At 33.1% G+C, this 14,570-nt stretch carries 13 protein-coding genes; 8 read left to right on the top strand and 5 right to left on the bottom strand.

Annotated features, from left to right (window positions below; translation table 11 throughout):
• The first annotated feature begins 64 nt into the window (after window positions 1-64).
• Window positions 65-2,035 carry a KUP/HAK/KT family potassium transporter gene (locus AC9UEH_RS02420; protein WP_509528072.1) on the top strand — a complete coding sequence of 657 codons (1,971 nt, stop codon included), beginning with the start codon at window positions 65-67 and terminating at the stop codon, window positions 2,033-2,035.
• A gap of 118 nt (window positions 2,036-2,153) precedes the next feature.
• Here the strand turns inward: AC9UEH_RS02420 and AC9UEH_RS02415 are convergent, their stop codons facing one another.
• Complete coding sequence (locus tag AC9UEH_RS02415; protein ID WP_509528070.1) at window positions 2,154-3,404, bottom strand: ABC transporter permease; 1,251 nt, start codon at window positions 3,402-3,404, stop codon at window positions 2,154-2,156.
• Window positions 3,405-3,609: 205 nt separating this feature from the next.
• Here AC9UEH_RS02415 and purH point away from each other — a divergent pair, with 205 nt between their 5' ends.
• The 6 genes from purH to rodA are packed head-to-tail and all read left to right on the top strand — an operon-like array spanning window position 3,610 to window position 10,763.
• On the top strand, window positions 3,610-5,163 hold the full coding sequence (gene purH / locus AC9UEH_RS02410) for a bifunctional phosphoribosylaminoimidazolecarboxamide formyltransferase/IMP cyclohydrolase (protein WP_509528068.1): 1,554 nt from the start codon (window positions 3,610-3,612) through the stop codon (window positions 5,161-5,163).
• A gap of 56 nt (window positions 5,164-5,219) precedes the next feature.
• A complete protein-coding gene (locus AC9UEH_RS02405; protein WP_509528066.1) occupies window positions 5,220-6,248 on the top strand; it encodes a rod shape-determining protein in 1,029 nt (342 codons plus the stop codon).
• 11 nt (window positions 6,249-6,259) lie between these two features.
• A complete protein-coding gene (mreC, locus tag AC9UEH_RS02400) occupies window positions 6,260-7,084 on the top strand; it encodes a rod shape-determining protein MreC (RefSeq protein ID WP_509528065.1) in 825 nt (274 codons plus the stop codon).
• Window positions 7,077-7,583, top strand: coding sequence for a rod shape-determining protein MreD (gene mreD, locus AC9UEH_RS02395; RefSeq protein ID WP_509528063.1), 507 nt, complete (start codon window positions 7,077-7,079; stop codon window positions 7,581-7,583). Before mreC ends, mreD begins: the two co-directional genes overlap by 8 nt.
• Window positions 7,580-9,475: a penicillin-binding protein 2 gene (gene mrdA / locus AC9UEH_RS02390; protein ID WP_509528061.1), complete on the top strand. Its 1,896-nt coding sequence runs from the start codon at window positions 7,580-7,582 to the stop codon at window positions 9,473-9,475. The genes mreD and mrdA overlap by 4 nt, the downstream gene beginning before the upstream one ends.
• A gap of 25 nt (window positions 9,476-9,500) precedes the next feature.
• Window positions 9,501-10,763: a rod shape-determining protein RodA gene (gene rodA / locus AC9UEH_RS02385; protein WP_509528060.1), complete on the top strand. Its 1,263-nt coding sequence runs from the start codon at window positions 9,501-9,503 to the stop codon at window positions 10,761-10,763.
• Window positions 10,764-10,881: 118 nt separating this feature from the next.
• On the opposite strand, the gene AC9UEH_RS02380 is transcribed toward rodA, so the two are convergent.
• From AC9UEH_RS02380 to AC9UEH_RS02365, 4 genes are all read right to left on the bottom strand, one after another.
• Window positions 10,882-11,667: a DNA/RNA non-specific endonuclease gene (locus tag AC9UEH_RS02380; protein ID WP_509528058.1), complete on the bottom strand. Its 786-nt coding sequence runs from the start codon at window positions 11,665-11,667 to the stop codon at window positions 10,882-10,884.
• 22 nt (window positions 11,668-11,689) lie between these two features.
• Complete coding sequence (locus AC9UEH_RS02375; RefSeq protein ID WP_509528057.1) at window positions 11,690-12,034, bottom strand: phage holin family protein; 345 nt, start codon at window positions 12,032-12,034, stop codon at window positions 11,690-11,692.
• 50 nt (window positions 12,035-12,084) lie between these two features.
• A complete protein-coding gene (locus AC9UEH_RS02370; protein WP_509528175.1) occupies window positions 12,085-12,855 on the bottom strand; it encodes an alpha/beta fold hydrolase in 771 nt (256 codons plus the stop codon).
• A 166-nt stretch (window positions 12,856-13,021) separates the two neighbouring features.
• Window positions 13,022-13,735, bottom strand: a complete 714-nt coding sequence (locus AC9UEH_RS02365) for a pyridoxine 5'-phosphate synthase (protein WP_509528056.1) — start codon at window positions 13,733-13,735, stop codon at window positions 13,022-13,024.
• A 113-nt stretch (window positions 13,736-13,848) separates the two neighbouring features.
• On the opposite strand from AC9UEH_RS02365, the gene AC9UEH_RS02360 reads away from it, so the two are divergent.
• Window positions 13,849-14,508 carry a CBS domain-containing protein gene (locus AC9UEH_RS02360; protein ID WP_509528055.1) on the top strand — a complete coding sequence of 220 codons (660 nt, stop codon included), beginning with the start codon at window positions 13,849-13,851 and terminating at the stop codon, window positions 14,506-14,508.
• Window positions 14,509-14,570 lie beyond the last annotated feature (62 nt).

The raw sequence follows: 14,570 nt of genomic DNA, 5'->3' as shown, positions 1-14,570 counted from the left end.
TTTATATTCTACAAATATCCTTTTATAGAACTTTGTATCATTAAAATTTTTAACAATTTACATAATGAATACAACAAAAAATAGTGTGGTTAACAAAGTTACTGCTGCCTCCCTTTTAGTAGCTCTTGGGATTATTTATGGCGATATTGGAACAAGCCCTTTATATGCATTAAGAGCTGTTATAGGCAATAGACCAATAGACCTCACGCTCGTATATGGTGGTGTTTCTTGTATTTTTTGGACACTTGTTTTTCAAACTACTATAAAATATGTGTGGCTCACACTTCGAGCGGATAATCATGGAGAAGGTGGTATTTTTTCACTATATGCATTAGTTAGACGTTATGGGAAAAAATTAGTAATACCAACAATATTGGGTGCAACTACACTACTTGCCGATGGAATTATTACTCCTCCAATCTCCGTTTCTTCTGCAATAGAAGGTCTAGGAATGGTTCATGGATTTGAAAACACAATCGTCGCAGGAAATGCTTTAACTATTGGTATTGTTGTAGCCATCTTGTCATTATTGTTCTTTTTTCAACGATTTGGAACACAGGTAATAGGCAAGTTTTTTGGTCCGATTATGGCAATTTGGTTTTCAATGCTTCTAATTATTGGAATACACGAAATTGCAATCCATCCTGATATTATCAAAGCATTAAACCCGTATTATGGCTATAATCTCTTGGTAAACTATCCAAATGGTTTTTGGCTTTTAGGAGCAGTTTTCCTATGTACTACGGGAGCAGAGGCATTGTATTCCGACCTAGGACATTGTGGCATTAAAAACATTCGTATCACTTGGATTTATGTCAAAATAAGTTTAGTTGTTTGTTATTTGGGGCAAGCTGCTTGGTTGATGCACCAAGGAGCTACTTTATTGAATGGCAGAAACCCGTTTTTTGAAATTGTACCAAGTTGGTTTTTACTGCCAAGTATTATCATTGCAACTTTCGCAACAGTAATCGCGTCACAAGCATTAATTAGCGGTAGTTTTACCTTAATCAGTGAAGGAATGAACCTTAATTTTTGGCCTAGAGTTACAGTTAAGCAACCTAGTGATAGTAAAGGACAAGTTTATATTCCTAGTGTAAATAGTATTCTTTGGTTTGGTTGTTTGTTAATGATGGTTTACTTCAAAGAAAGTGCTCACATGGAAGCCGCTTATGGGTTTTCAATCACTATAACGATGCTTATGACTACGTTACTTTTAAGTTATTTTATCAAGTACAGATTGAAATGGAATAGAATTAAGGTTTTCCTATTTCTGACCGTTTTTGGAACTATAGAAATCGCTTTTTTTATTGCCAATGTAGCCAAGATTAAAGAACGTTGGATGTTCTTGTTTTTTGAGTTATTTATATTTTCTGTGATGTACATTTGGTATTATGCCAGAAAAATCAATAATAATTTTATTAAATTTATAGAATTAGGTAAATATAGTAATCAATTAACTGAGTTGAGCGAAGATGACGCTATTCCAAAATTTGCAACGCATTTAATCTATTTGTCTAAAGCAAATCGAAGACATGAAATTGAAGAAAAAATAATCAAATCTATTTTTGCGAAAAAACCAAAACGCGCAGATGTTTATTGGTTTTTACACATTAATAGAACAGAAGACCCATTCACGTTATCGTATGATGTTTCAGAATTAGTTGATGATAAGGTAATAAAAATAAATATCAATGTTGGTTTTAGAATACAACCAAAAACGGAGCTTTATTTCAAAAATATTGTCAAAGAATTAGTAGCAAATAAAGAGCTTAATTTACATATTCGTCCCGATGGCTCAAGTAAATACAACAATGAACCTGACTTTAAGTTTGTTGTAATTGAGAAATTTTTATCCATCGAAAACGAATTTGCTTTACGCGAAGGATTGCTATTAAAAGGTTATTTTCTTTTAAAACGTATGGGATTAAGCGACGAAAAAGCATTTGGTTTGGAAAAATCCGATGTTGAAATAGAGCAAATTCCTTTAGTTTATCATCCCATAACAAACATAAAATTAGATCGAAAAATACATTGAAATAAGATGAATTCATAGTTTGATTTGATTCAGAATATAAATGTGAGGTAGATTTTTTTATCGTAAAGACACAAAAAAACACAAAGTTATGCTTTGTGTTTTTTTGTGTTTTGACCAACTACATTCCCGTTCTAATCGCTTCCACAGGATCTAATTTAGATGCCGAAATAGCGGGTAAAATTCCTGAAATTAATCCTATTAATGCGGCTAATCCAGTTCCTAAAAGGACATTCCCAAAACCTAATACAAATTCAAAATCCAAGACATTGGTTAAAATAATAGAGATTATCCAAACCAAAAACAATCCAATTAATCCACCTATTACAGATAAAATAACGGCTTCAAATAGAAATTGGAATAATATAAATCGGTTTTTGGCTCCCAAAGATTTTTGAATTCCTATTAAATTCGTACGCTCTTTTACGGAAACAAACATAATGTTGGCAATTCCAAAACCACCAACCAACAATGAGAATCCACTTATTATCCAACCTACGAGATTCATTTTAGAAATAATCCCGTCAATCAAATCGGTAAATCCTGATAAAACATTAATGAAAAAATTATCAATGTCTCCCGTTTTCATTCCTCGATAATTTCTAAGTTTTTGGGTAAGTTCTGCTTTATAAGCTTCCATATCTATGCCTTTTTCTGGCTTGATTAGAATTACGGGAGTCATAGTAGCATTATTATCACCATATAATCTTCGGATAAAATTGACTGGCAAATAAACCGAAGTATCATTATTATCACCAAACATTCCAGCACCTTGTTTTTTCAAAACCCCAACAACCGTAAATTTTTGCCCGTATAAACGAACTTTTTTACCAATTGGATCACTGCCTTCAAAAAGTCCTTGGGCAACTTCGTATCCTAAAACGGCTAAAGCAGCTCCTGAATTGGATTCGGATTCGTTGAAAAATCGACCTTCATTAAATTCTAATCCTTGGATGTCTATAAATTCATGAGAAACGGGCACAACATTGACATCGCTGACCACATTTGCATCAAATTTTATCGATTGACTTCCCGTGAACATTTGATAACACATTTGGTTTGTGTGGTTTACTGAACCTTTCAAATATTCGTATTCGTCGTATTTCACATTCGGGAATTGCTCTCTTTTCCACTGTGGAATTTCAGAAGGACCGAAAGAAAAACGCATTAAATATATCGTGTTTTTGTCCAAACTACTTAAATCTTTTTTGATTTTTCTATCTAATGAATCCACCGCAGCAAGCACCGCAATGATAGAAAAAATACCAATTGTAACTCCTAATAATGAAAGTAACGTTCGCAATTTGTTGTTTCGCAACGCATTCATAGCAAAACTAAAACTCTCTTTCAGCAACCGCAGATAAACAATCATATTGTGTGTGTTTTAATAGTGTAAAATTCCATATTTTTTTCTCAATAACCTAATGGAACTAATTATAAGTTATAAATTATGAATTCATATAAATCATAAAAAATTTGAGTCGTAAATTTAGAAATAAGTTGTTGTTTTCTAATCGTTAAATTACCAATAAATCTAATAAAAAAACTATTTTTGCACTTTTAAATCTAACTACACAATGAACACTACAAAAAAAATTCAATCTGCCTTAATTTCAGTTTTCTCAAAAGACGGATTAGAGCCAATCGTAAGAAAATTACACCAACAAAATGTAACACTTTATTCCACTGGAGGAACCGAAGATTTCATAAAAAACTTAGGGATTCCAGTAGTTCCTGTTGAAGATGTTACTTCTTATCCATCCATTCTTGGTGGCCGTGTAAAAACATTGCACCCAAAAATTTTCGGTGGAATTTTAAACCGTCAAGACATTGAAAGCGATGTGCAACAAATGGAAGAATTTAACATTCCACAGATTGATTTGGTAATTGTTGACTTATATCCTTTTGAAAAAACGGTTGCCTCGGGTGCTTCTGAAGCAGATAGTATTGAGAAAATTGATATTGGTGGAATTTCGTTAATTCGTGCTGCCGCAAAAAATTTCAAAGACACCGTAATTGTTGCATCTGTAAATGAATACAGCCAACTTTTAGATTTAATTACCAATCAAAATGGCGCAACTACATTAGAAGATAGAAAATTATTTGCTACAAAAGCATTCCACATTTCCTCTCATTATGATACCGCAATTTTTAATTATTTCAATACAGATGACTCGAGCGATAGCGAACAGGCGAAGCAAACCTATTATAAAGAAAGTATTGCCAACGGACAAGTGTTGAGATATGGTGAAAATCCACATCAAAAAGGGTATTTCTTTGGAGATTTTGATGCCATGTTTACCAAATTACACGGAAAAGAATTGTCCTATAATAATTTATTAGATGTTGATGCCGCGGTAAATTTGATATTAGAATTTAAGGATGAAAATCCAACATTTGCAATATTAAAACACAATAACGCTTGTGGATTGGCTACGAAAAATACAATGACAGAAGCTTATTTAGCAGCATTGGCTTGCGACCCAACTTCCGCTTTTGGTGGTGTTTTAATTGCAAACGGAAAAATAGATGTTGCTACTGCAAATGAAATTAATGCCTTATTTTGCGAAGTGGTTATTGCGCCAAGTTTTGATGAGGAAGCAATCACTATTTTGGAACAAAAGAAAAACAGAATTATATTAGTCCAAAATGAAGTTGAATTACCTAAAAAACAAGTTAGAACTTGCTTGAATGGACTTTTGGTACAAGATAAAAATTACATTACGGATACTAAATCTGATTTAAAAACGGTTACAATTACAGCACCAACTTCTCAAGAAATTGAAGATTTGATATTTGCTTCTAAAATTTGTAAAAACACAAAATCTAATACAATTGTTTTCGCAAAAAACAAAACATTAATCGCTTCGGGAACAGGTCAAACCTCAAGAGTTGACGCATTGAAACAAGCAATTGAGAAAGCAAATACATTTGGTTTTGATTTGAATGGCGCCGTAATGGCAAGCGATGCTTTTTTTCCTTTTCCTGATTGTGTGGAAATTGCAAAACATGCTGGAATTACAGCCGTTATTCAGCCCGGAGGTTCTATAAAAGACGAATTAAGTGTCAATTATTGCAATGAAAATAAAGTTGCAATGGTATTTACAGGAACGCGTCATTTTAAACATTAATTTGTTTAACTTTGTAAACAATTTTTTTTTAAACTAACTAAACCCTTAAAAGACTTATGGGATTTTTTGATTTCATGACTGAGGATATCGCGATAGACCTTGGTACCGCAAACACATTAATCATTCACAACGGTAAAGTTGTCATTGATTCCCCTTCCATTGTTGCTCGTGATAGAATTTCAGGCAAAATTATTGCTGTTGGAAAAGAGGCCAATTTGATGCAAGGTAAAACCCATGAAAATATAAAAACCATTCGTCCCTTAAAAGATGGCGTTATTGCAGATTTTGATGCATCGGAAAAAATGATAAGTATGTTTATCAAAAGTATTCCTGCGTTGAAAAAAAGAATGTTTACGCCTGCTCTTCGAATGGTAGTTTGTATTCCATCTGGAATTACAGAAGTGGAAATGCGCGCTGTTAAAGAATCTTGCGAGAGAGTAAACGGAAAAGAAGTATATTTAATTCACGAACCAATGGCAGCCGCTATCGGTATTGGGATTGATATTATGCAACCAAAAGGAAATATGATTGTTGACATCGGTGGAGGAACAACTGAAATTGCAGTAATTGCACTTGGAGGAATTGTTTGCGACAAATCGGTGAAAATTGCAGGTGATGTTTTCACAAATGATATTGTATATTATATGCGTACGCAACACAACTTATTTGTTGGAGAAAGTACAGCTGAAAAAATAAAAATTGAAATTGGTGCGGCAATAGAAGATTTAGAAGCTCCGCCAGATGATTATTCTGTTCAAGGGCGTGATTTATTGACAGGAAAACCAAAACAAGTTGTTGTTTCTTATAGAGAAATTGCAAAAGCATTAGACAAATCAATTCAAAGAATTGAAGATGCGGTAATGGAAACATTATCTCAAACACCTCCAGAATTAGCAGCCGATATTTACAATACAGGTATTTATCTTGCAGGTGGCGGTTCTATGTTGCGTGGATTGGATAAAAGAATTTCTCAAAAAACAGATTTACCAGTTTATATTGCTGAAGATCCTTTAAGAGCCGTTGTTCGAGGAACTGGAATGGCGTTGAAAGACATTCCAAGATTTAGAAGTATTTTAATAAAATAATACGCATATAGATGCAGCAAATATTCAATTTTATATTTAAAAACAGTAATCGCTTGCTGTTTTTGCTGCTTTTGTTAGTTTCATTAATCTTAACAATTCAATCGCATTCTTTTCACAGAAGCAAGGTCATTTCATCTGCAAATTTCCTTAGTGGTGGTGTGTACGAAAGAATAAATCGTGTAAGTGAATACTTAAATTTGCAAACTCAAAATGAAATTCTTGCAACAGAAAATGCGCGTTTGAAAATCTTATTATTCAACATCAAAGATTCCACTTTGGTTCCTAAAATCGACAGTATAAAAGGTGTGGATAAAGTAAATATTATTGTTTCAAAAGTGATTCATAATTCTTACAATGTCTATGAAAATTACATCACCATAAACAGTGGTGAAAAAGCGGGTATAAAACCAGATATGGGCGTTATAAATAGCTTAGGAATTATAGGAATTGTAGATTATACTTCTGAAAATTACGCTACAATTGTAAGTATTTTAAATCGCAAATCACAAATCAACGCTAAAATCAAGAAAACAAATCATTTTGGTTCTCTAATTTGGGATGGAAAAAGTACTGGATTTGTTCAGTTAATTGATGTTCCCAGATTGGCAGCTATTAGAAAAGGAGATACCATTGTAACTGGTGGTCAATCGGTTATTTTTCCAGAAAACATAAATATTGGTACAATCGACAAAATTTTTATTGACAACCAAACCAATTATTATACTCTTAATGTGAAATTATTTAATGATATGACTAATTTAGGGCATGTTTATATCATAAAAAGTAAAAATCGGGAAGAAATTATCAATCTAGAAAATAAAACAAAAAATGAATAGCGCGGTAATTATGAATTTCGTTCGGTTTTTCTTGTTGCTTACCGCACAGATCGTTATCTTCAATAACATTGATTTATTTGGCTATATAAACCCATTTCCATATATCCTTTTCATAATTTTATATCCCGTAAACGGAAATAAACCAATGCTGATTATTTCAAGTTTTTTGTTGGGAATCACAATGGATTTATTCAGTAATTCTGGCGGAGTCCACGCAGCTTCTTGTTTGATATTGGCGTATTCCAGACCGTATCTTTTTAAATTTGCATTCGGATTAAGTTATGAATATCAAACCGTTAGAATCAATGATGTGTTGACGCCAGAACGATTTTCGTTTTTGTTACTTGCTGTAATTGTGCATCATTTCTCACTATTTATTTTAGAAGTTTTTCAATTGAGTTCCCTTTGGGATATTCTACTTAGAACCATTCTTGGAACCCTATTTACATTGCTAATGTGCATCGTCTTAATTTATGTTTTTAAGCCAAGTCGAAGATGAGAAAAGCATTACTGCCCTTAATTATAATCATTGCAACGTCCATGCTTTTGATACGTATTTTTTATCTTCAAGTTGTCAATGATACTTTCAAATTAAAATCGGATAATAATGCCATCAAGATAAAATACGATTATCCAGAAAGAGGGTATATCTATGACCGATACGGAAAATTATTGGTTGCCAATCAGCCATCTTATGATATAATGATCATTCCGCGTGACTTAAAAAAAATTGACACGACTGAATTTTGTCAATTATTAAATATTACAAAGAACTATTTCACTGAAAAAATGGCAAAGGCAAAAATTTACAGCCCAAGACTTCCGTCAGTTTTTTTGCCGCAATTGAATAAGTTAGAATATGCTGCCTTTCAAGAAAAAATACGAAAATTTGAAGGTTTTTATATTCAAAAACGTTCTTTAAGAGATTATCAAATTTCTGCTGGAGCCAATGTTTTCGGCTCTATAACACAAGTAAGCGAAAAAGAAGTTGCAAAAAATCCGTACTATAATAGCGGTGATTTTATTGGAAAACAAGGGGTCGAGCAAAGTTACGAAATCACATTACGTGGTGTAAAAGGGGTAAAATACATTCAAAAAGACAAGTACAACCGAGAAATTGGTTCTTATAAAGAAGGAAAATACGATACGATTGCCGTTCAAGGTGAAGATATTAACTTGACTATTTCGGCAGAATTGCAAAAATATGGAGAAGAATTAATGGTAAATAAACGTGGGGGAATTGTGGCTATTGAACCTTCTACGGGCGAAATATTAGCTTTGGTAACTGCCCCATCTTATGATCCTGCAATCCTTGTTGGAAGACAGCGTTCAAAAAATTACACCAGATTATATAATGATTCCTTAGCAAAACCACTTTATGACAGAGGATTATTAGCAGAATATCCACCGGGTTCCCCATTCAAAATATTAACAGGACTTATTGGTTTACAAGAAGGTGTTATTGACGAACAAACCACTTTTATGTGTAACCACGGTTTTAGTTATGCACGAGGTCGATTTATGAAATGTCACGGCTCGGGACCTCATCAATTGCACAATGGTATTTATAATTCTTGTAATACCTATTTTGCAAATGTATATATGAGAACTATAAATAAATATACAAAACCTTCAGTCGCAGTAGATATATGGAGTAATCACGTGAAAAGTTTTGGACTCGGACAATTTATGGGTTATGATTTACCAACGGGTAAAAAAGGGAAAGTTCCCACTTCCAAAACCTACAAACGAATGTATCCTGGTTGGAATTGGGACAGCAAAACAATTGTTTCCAATGCTATTGGGCAAGGGGAGGTTTTAATGACGCCAATACAATTGGCAAATATGATGGCGGCGGTTGCAAATCGTGGTTATTATTACACGCCTCATATCATCAAAAAAATTAAAGGAGAAGAAATCGACCCAAAGTTTAGAATTAAACATAAAACTACTATTGATAGAAAATATTTTGAACCTATGATTAGCGGGCTTTTCGATGTTTATAACCTGGGAACTGCATTTGCTCTCAAAGTCGAAGGTATAGATATTTGTGGAAAAACTGGAACGGCCGAAAATTTTGCTAAAATAAATGGAAAGCGAGTAAAACTTCAAGATCACTCAATATTTGTTGCTTTTGCACCAAAAGATCATCCTAAAATTGCCTTAGCCGTTTTGGTTGAAAACGGTCACTTTGGAGCTCAAAATGCAGGCCCAATTGCAAGTTTGATGATTGAAAAATATTTAAAAGGGAAAATCACCAGAACCGATTTGGAAACAAAAATGTTGAACAAAAGTTTACAAAGCGAGTACGATAAATATTTCAAATCAAGTGTAGATTCTCTTTTGATTCCAAAAACGGAAGCGAATACAGAAGAAAATACAGAAAACTAATTTCTGAATTGAAGACTAAATAACGATGAAAAACCAAAGCGTAACGAGTAACTTAGATTGGATTAGCGTAACTATCTATATTATTTTAGTAATATTAGGTTGGTTGAACATTTATTCCTCTTCCCTTTCTTCTTCTGTTGAAGACGCCTCTTTATTTGATTTTAGTCAGATTTACGGCAAGCAGATGATGTTTATTTTCTTTACCGTCCCACTTATTTTTATGATTTTAGCAATCGACGGAAAATTTTACGAAAAATATTCAAGTGTAATTTTCGGCGGGGCTTTAGTATTGTTAGCGGGATTATTTGTAGCTGGAAAAACTATTGCGGGGCAACGGTGTTGGTATGCGATTGGAGGCTTTACAATTCAACCGTCTGAATTTGCAAAAGCCGCAACAGCATTAGCTTTAGCCAAATATTTAAGTGACGTTCAAGTCAATTTAAAAGATGTAAACAGACAAATTCAAGCGTTAGTTATCGTCTTCCTTCCCGTAATGCTAATATTACCGCAACCCGATCCAGGAAGCGCCTTGATTTATAGTATTTTTATTCTAGTTTTATATAGAGAGGGTTTGCCTTCTTGGTATGTTTGGACTGGATTTATAGCAATTTTGTTATTTGTTTTATCATTAATTTTTGAACCTTGGGCAGTCGCTTTAATGGCTTTAATTGTGATTTGTATAATCTATATTAAAAGCAGATTAGGAAATAGAAATATCATTGCAAGTGCCTTAATTTTTGTGATGATTTCAGGATTTGTGTTTTCCGTAGATTATGTTTTTGACCACGTTTTTAAACAACACCACAGAGACCGTTTCAATATTTTATTGGGGAAAGAAGTCGATATGAAAGGTATTGGTTACAATACAAATCAGTCAGAAATTGCTATTGGTTCTGGAGGTTGGTTTGGAAAAGGATTTCTTGAAGGTACACAAACCAAAGGAGGATTTGTCCCAGAACAACACACGGATTATATTTTTACAACCGTTGGAGAAGAATGGGGATTCTTCGGTTCTCTACTAGTAATCGGATTGTTTTTAGGACTATTTTTGAGAATAATTTACCTTGCAGAACGGCAAAAAACAAAATTCAGTAGGATTTACGGACAATGTGTTGCAGGTATTTTATTCATCCATTTCTTTGTGAATATTGCGATGGTTGCAGGTATTTTTCCAACTATTGGGGTTCCGCTTCCTTTCTTTTCTTATGGAGGTTCGGGACTTTGGGGTTTCACGATTTTATTATTTATCTTTCTAAAAATGGATGCCAATAAAGTGAATGAGTGGTAGATAAATAACACAAAAGTAAAACACAAATTTCACAAATTTACACAAATAAATCTGTGAAAATTAGTGAAATCTGTGTTATACTATTTGAAGCGTAACTTCAAAAATTATAATTATTTCTTTAAAATGCCCATGCTTTATAATCGCTTTTCCGTTCTAAATCATTTTCAATAGCATCATTCAATTGTGGAAAAAAGTCAATTCCCGTAATTTTTTCAATTGCATCTACAGAAACCACAAACGTATTTAAAGATTCTTTGCTTTTAACACTCGGCATTAAAAAAGCAACCATTTTATACTTCCCTTTATAATTACAAAAGAGTATTTTATAAAAATAATTAGGAATCGCAACCTTTTCAAAACCAATTGTAGGCAATCCTTTTTGAAGAATTCCTCCAGTTACCACATAAATCCCATTGTATTTTTGTGCCCAATATCTTGTTTTTTCTTCTAATTGTTTCCAAATTCCATCATTGAAATTATGTTTTTGAGGTGAAATATTTGATGTAAAAAAAGTTTCTTTAAAAGTATCTTCAGAAAATCTCATATCTGCGGCAGCGCACAAATGACCTCGATCATATCCGGATTTTTTATAATTATCGGATGAAGCAGACTCAGAACTCACTTTTGGGTCATCAATAAATCTTGGTCTTTTGAAATGTCCAATTCCTTCATCCGAACTTCTTAAAAAATAAGAAACCCATTCTGCTTGTTCGTATTTTTCGTTATACGAAAGCGCATAGTAGGTATGTTTAATAATTTGATGCGTGGTTGAAGTTGGCAAATAGGCAAATGGCGATTGTTGAAAAGTTGGATTACTCTTGTTGCCGATTGTTGCAAATGAATAAAAAGCAATACTCAATAGAATTAAAAAGGAAATAACACTAGCAAATTTGAGGTGTTTCATATATTAAGTTTTAGAAAGAAAATTATTTTTCATCCTTTGAAAAACCGTACATTATTGACTGCAAAATTGAAAGTATAACACTGAAAAGTAGCGCTGTCCAAAAAGAGTCTACAGTAAAACCACCAACAATTTCAGAACATAATAAAATGAGAATCGCATTTATTGCCAAGAGAAATAATCCTAAAGTAAAAATTGTTACGGGAAGTGTAAATAAGATTAAAATTGGTTTTACAAATATATTTAACAGCCCTAAAACTATTGCAACTATTATAGAAGTTGAAAAATTTGCCACGTGAACGCCTTTCATAAAATGAGAAATTAGCATTACCAAAAGTGCAGTAATCAGTATTTTAAAAAGAATTTTCATAGTTGAAATGGGTTTAAAGGAGATATAAATTTATGAAATAAAATTGATTCTTAAGCTTGTTTTAAAAATTTCAAGGTCAATTCTAAAAATTCTTGCGGTTTTTCGGAGTGAAGCCAATGCCCAACATTTGAAATGGTATCGAATTCAACTTTTGGAAAATGTTGTTTTATAGCTTCAAAATCAGACTCTAAAATGTAATTTGAATTGCCACCACGTATAAATAATGTTGGATTTTCAAATCGTGCATTTTCTGGAAGTGCAGTTCCTATTTGGTCGATTTGCTTGTTGAAAACTTCCAAATTAAACCGGAATGCCAATTGTCCTGGTTCAACCCAATACAAACTTTTTAATAGGAATTGACGGGTACCGAAATCTGAAATATATTTAGATAGGATTTCCTCAACTTCTCCCCTAATTGGTTTTAATGAAAAATCTACTGCGTTCAAACCTTCCAAAATAGATTGATGGTGTTGCGGATAAAATTTTGGGCCAATGTCTGCAACTATCAGTTTATTTATCAATTCTGGAAATTTTGTTGCCAAAAGCATCGCTACTTTTCCGCCCATTGAATGTCCGATACAATCAATTTTTTCTAAATTATTGGCTTTGCAATAGTCTAAAACATCTTGAACCATGACTTCATAATTGAAAGTTTCAGAGTGAAAACTTCGTCCGTGGTTGCGTAAATCAAGGAGATGCACTTGAAATCCTTCTTGTGCGTATTGCGTTCCAAGGGTTTTCCAATTGTCTGCCATTCCGAGAAATCCGTGGAGAATTAAAAGCGATTTAACCCCCGAAGTGGGAACTGAAACCGGTGGCATAATAATGCTATTTAATATTGTTGATGTTGACATTTGATAAAATTCAATTTTGTAAACGAAATTATGTTATCTGTTCGGATTTGCGTGAGGGACGGAAGTGGAAATCCCACGCTTTTGGGCGTGGATTGCAACGGACTGCCCGACCCTTGTGGTCACGCCCAAATTATTATTTTAATTTTTGCAAATACATATTTACAACGTTGTCCAAACCGAGATATAGCGCTTCGCAAATTAAGGCGTGTCCGATGGAAACTTCCAGTAAATTCGGGATTTTTTGCTTGAAAAAGAGAATATTTTCCAAACTCAAATCGTGTCCCGCATTGATTCCTAATTGCAATTCGTTAGCCAAATTTGCAGCGGCAATATAAGGTGCAATTCCGTTTTTATTTCCCAAACCGTATTCGTGGGCAAAACTTTCGGTATATAATTCGATTCTTTCGGTTCCAATAATTGCGGCGCCTTGAATCATTTCTAGAGTTGGATCAACAAAAATAGACGTTCTGATTCCGTTTCTTTGAAATTCTTGCACAATTTCTGTTAGAAAACCCTTGTTTTTTATGGTATTCCAACCTGCATTTGAAGTAATTGCATCGTCGGCATCGGGAACTAAAGTTACTTGCGTTGGTTTTATTTGCAATACTAAATCGATGAAATTTCGCTCTGGATTTCCTTCAATATTGTATTCGGTGTAAACAATTTCCTTCAAATCGCGGGCATCTTGATAGCGAATATGACGCTCATTTGGACGCGGATGAATCGTAATTCCTTGAGCACCAAATTTTTGTATGTCTTTTGCAACTTGCAATAAATCGGGAACATTTCCACCACGAGCATTTCGTAAAGTGGCAATTTTGTTGATATTAACGCTTAATTTTGTCATTGACTTATTTTATAAATAGAATTATTATAAATTCTTGACAAAAATACAAAGTAAAACAAGTTGATTTATGCTAAATTTTGATTATTTTGCAGTCGTTTAAACATTAAATACCTATGTTAGAAATTACCGAATATATTAACAATGATTTCAAGGCAATTGACAGTTTGCAAGGCATCGAAACTGTGAAAGATTTCTTTGATGAAATTCATTTTTCTCACTTTCCAGTGATTGAAGAAGGAATTTATATTGGTAGTATTGCTTCTGATGATGTGGAAACTTTTGATTCCAATAAAAAAATTATAGATTATCGCTATGCGTTGGGAGGTTTTTTTGCAAGAACAAGTATGTTTTGGATTGATGTTTTAGAAATTTTCGCAAGAAATAATACCAATGTAATTCCCGTTCTTGATGATTTGAACAAATATGTTGGTTATTATGAAATTACCGATGTTATAAAAAATTTCTATGAAACGCCGTTTGTAAATGAAGTTGGCTGCATTATAATTGTTGAAAAACCAATCATTGATTTCTCGATGAGTCAAGCGGTACAAATTGTTGAAAGCAACGAAGGAAAGATTTTAGGTTTGTATGTTTCTGGAGCTACAACCGACACCATTCAAGTTACAATTAAGATTGTTTTGGGCGGAATGAATGAGATAATTCAGTCTTTTAGGCGTTATGGATATGAAATTATTTCGGAACATAAGGAAGATGTTTACCTTACGAATTTGAAAGAACGATCTGATTATTTGGACAAATATTTAAATATGTAAGAAAGTCGAAAGTTTTAATGTCTTAAAGTCAAAAGTCTAGAAACGGTAAAAAAAATGTGAAA

It is taken from the genome of Flavobacterium sp. (assembly GCF_040402835.1).
GTDB lineage: Bacteria > Bacteroidota > Bacteroidia > Flavobacteriales > Flavobacteriaceae > Flavobacterium.
The sequence above is the reverse complement of the archived record's forward strand: the minus strand, read 5'-3'. Positions and strand labels throughout refer to the sequence as shown.

What these genes read in the sequence shown, in the direction of transcription:
- rodA (WP_509528060.1), top strand. Translation starts at nt 9,501, where the DNA reads ATGAAAAACCAAAGCGTAACGAGTAACTTAGATTGGATTAGCGTAACT.
- mreC (WP_509528065.1), top strand. Translation starts at nt 6,260, where the DNA reads ATGCAGCAAATATTCAATTTTATATTTAAAAACAGTAATCGCTTGCTG.
- AC9UEH_RS02415 (WP_509528070.1), bottom strand. Translation starts at nt 3,404, where the DNA reads ATGATTGTTTATCTGCGGTTGCTGAAAGAGAGTTTTAGTTTTGCTATG.
- AC9UEH_RS02370 (WP_509528175.1), bottom strand. Translation starts at nt 12,855, where the DNA reads ATGCCACCGGTTTCAGTTCCCACTTCGGGGGTTAAATCGCTTTTAATT.
- AC9UEH_RS02365 (WP_509528056.1), bottom strand. Translation starts at nt 13,735, where the DNA reads ATGACAAAATTAAGCGTTAATATCAACAAAATTGCCACTTTACGAAAT.
- AC9UEH_RS02380 (WP_509528058.1), bottom strand. Translation starts at nt 11,667, where the DNA reads ATGAAACACCTCAAATTTGCTAGTGTTATTTCCTTTTTAATTCTATTG.
- AC9UEH_RS02420 (WP_509528072.1), top strand. Translation starts at nt 65, where the DNA reads ATGAATACAACAAAAAATAGTGTGGTTAACAAAGTTACTGCTGCCTCC.
- AC9UEH_RS02360 (WP_509528055.1), top strand. Translation starts at nt 13,849, where the DNA reads ATGTTAGAAATTACCGAATATATTAACAATGATTTCAAGGCAATTGAC.
- purH (WP_509528068.1), top strand. Translation starts at nt 3,610, where the DNA reads ATGAACACTACAAAAAAAATTCAATCTGCCTTAATTTCAGTTTTCTCA.
- mreD (WP_509528063.1), top strand. Translation starts at nt 7,077, where the DNA reads ATGAATAGCGCGGTAATTATGAATTTCGTTCGGTTTTTCTTGTTGCTT.
- mrdA (WP_509528061.1), top strand. Translation starts at nt 7,580, where the DNA reads ATGAGAAAAGCATTACTGCCCTTAATTATAATCATTGCAACGTCCATG.
- AC9UEH_RS02405 (WP_509528066.1), top strand. Translation starts at nt 5,220, where the DNA reads ATGGGATTTTTTGATTTCATGACTGAGGATATCGCGATAGACCTTGGT.
- AC9UEH_RS02375 (WP_509528057.1), bottom strand. Translation starts at nt 12,034, where the DNA reads ATGAAAATTCTTTTTAAAATACTGATTACTGCACTTTTGGTAATGCTA.